Annotated in this window: 2 protein-coding genes; both read right to left on the reverse strand. The window is 75.0% G+C overall.

The annotated features are described in order from the left end of the window. Positions 1-683: condensation domain-containing protein (locus tag ACFVHB_RS40075; protein ID WP_380332915.1), on the reverse strand; the 683-nt coding region annotated here is incomplete at its 3' end. A 16-nt stretch (positions 684-699) separates the two neighbouring features. Continuing rightward, positions 700-2,472 (reverse strand): condensation domain-containing protein (locus ACFVHB_RS40080; RefSeq protein ID WP_380332917.1); only part of this gene is annotated, 1,773 nt, incomplete at its 5' end.

Here is a 2,472-nt window from a genome sequence, read left to right on the forward strand (position 1 = left end):
GTCGGCTCCTCCAGCCCGTCGAGCACCTGCCGCCAGGCCGCCTCGCCGGCCGCGTGGTCCTGGGCGGCGACCCAGCCCAGGTAGTCGCGGTACGGCGCGACGGCGGGCAGTGCGCGCTCGTCCGAACCGCGCCGCAGCAACCCGTACAGCTCGAAGAGCTCGCCGATGACCAGGGCGCGGGACCAGCCGTCCATCAGGATGTGGTGGGTGGTGATCAGGAACTGGTGTCGCTGCGTGCCCTGCGTACCCCGCGAACCATGCGTGTCCTGCGAGACCAGCGTGAAGCGGATCAGCGGCGGCCGGCCGAGGTCGAAGCGGCGGGCGCGGTCCTCGGCGGCGACCGTGGCGGCGGCCCGCTCCCACTCCTCCGATGGTCGGCCGGTGAGGTCGACCACGGTGAAGTCGGGCGCCACCTCGAAGGGGATGAGCTGCACCGGCTCGCCGTTCTTGCGGTAGCGGAACGCGGCCCGCAGCCCGCCGTGCCGGCGCAGCAGGGCGGCGCAGGCTCCCCGCAGCGCGTCGGTGTCGAGGTCGCCCTCCAGATCGAGGGCGAGCTGCATGGTGTAGACGTCGGGGCCCTGGGTGTCGTACTGCGCGTGGAACAGGAGGCCCTGCTGGAGCGGAGAGAGCGGCAGGATGCTCTCGATGCGTGGCTTCGCCTTGGTCGTTCCGGCCTTGGTCATGTCGCTTCTCTCCAACTCAGAACTCGAAGTCTTCTTCGAACGCGTCGATCTCGTCCTGGTCGAGATCCAGCAGCGGTGCGGGTTCCGTGGTCGCGGGGCGCGGTGGCACGGGCCGGACGGGGGCGGCCGCCGGGTGTGCGGCGTGGGCGACCAGCGCGCGCAGGGCGGTGAACCAGGCCTCGGCGAGGTCGCGGACCTCGTCCTCGGTGAACAGGCCGTCCGGCCAACTCCACGACGCCACCAGGTGCGGGCCGTCGGGGCGGTCCTGCGCCAGCGAGTTCAGCTCCAGGGCGTGCCCGGCGGGCATCGCGGCGTCGCTGCCGCCCAGACCGCCGTCGCCGTCGTCCTCGCCGTCCCCGGCGCCGAACCGGCCCAGGTAGTTGAAGCCGAGCTGCGGGACGGGCAGCCCGGCCAGCACGTCGGCCGTCTCCGGGTTGAGGTGGCGCAGCAGCCCGTAGCCGGCGCCGTTGTCGGGCAGCGCGGCGAGCTGCCCGGCCACGTTGGCCAGCGCGACGCCGACGGCGGGGCCGCCCGCCTGGATCTCCGGCCAGTCGGCGGCCGTCACCCCGGGGTCGAGCCGGAGCGGGAACATGGTGGTGAACCAGCCGACGGTCCGCGAGATGTCGGCGTCCGGCAGGACACCGGCGAGCAGTTCCTCGCGGCCGTGGCCCTCCAGGTCGAGCAGGACGCCGGCCGGGCGCTGCCGCCCGCGGCCGTGGTCCCACGCGGTGACGGCGAGCGCGAACGCGGTGAGCAGCACCTCGTTGACGCCGGTGCCGAGCACGGTGGGCACGGTGGTCAGCAGCGGCCCGGTGACCTCGGCCGGCAGGGTGAGGCCGAGCTGCCGGGCGGTGGCGGCGACGTCCACGGCCGGGTCCAGCTCCCGGGTGCCCAGCGGGGGCTCCTGGTAGCCGGCCAGCATGCCTGTCCACACCGCGAGTTCGGCGGTGCGCTCCGGGGTGAGGGCGGCGCGCGCCAGCCCCCGGGCCCAGGCGCGGAACGACGTCCAGACCGGATCCAGGACGGGCTCGCGGCCGGCGGCCACCGCCTCGTACGCCTGCATCAGGTCCGGCATCAGGATCCGCCAGGACACGCCGTCCACCACCAGGTGGTGCAGGACCAGCAGCAGGCGGCCCGGCGCCTCCGGCCCGGCGTCGAACCAGACCGCCTGGACCATCAGCCCGTTGTCCGGGTCGAGCCGGTCCTGTGCGGCGCGGCCCTCGGCGTCCACCCGGGCGGCGGCCGCGGCCTCGTCCAGGCCCGCGACGTCGATCCGGTGGACGACCGCGGCGGCCGGCAGCGCGCCCTTCGGCGGGACCTCCAGGGTCCAGGTGGTGGACGTGCGGACGAGGCGGGCCCGGAGGGCGTCGTGGTGGTCCAGGACGGCCTGGAGCACCGCGCGGAGCACCTCCTCGGTGAGGCCGCCGGGAACGGGGGCCAGCACCGACTGGTTGAACCCGTCGATCCTGCCGCCGAGTTCGCGCAGCCACCGGATGATCGGGGTGGCCGGCAGGGCGCCGACGGCCGGGTCCGCGCCGTCCGGGTCCGGCGCGAGCGCCAGCTCGGCCGGGGACTCGGGCAGGGCGGCGGCCAGCGCCTCCACCGTCTTGTGCCGGAACACCTCGCGCGGGGTCAGCACCAGCCCGGCCAGGCGGGCGCGGCCCGCCAGCTGGACGGAGGTGATGCTGTCGCCACCGAGGGCGAAGAAGCTGTCGTCGGCGCTGACGTGGGGGAGTTGGAGGACTTCGGCGAAGAGGGTGGCGAGGAGCTTTTCGCGTTCGGTGGCGGG

Origin of the sequence: Kitasatospora sp. NPDC127111 (genome assembly GCF_042677465.1) — a bacterium.
Taxonomy (GTDB): Bacteria; Actinomycetota; Actinomycetes; order Streptomycetales; family Streptomycetaceae; genus Kitasatospora.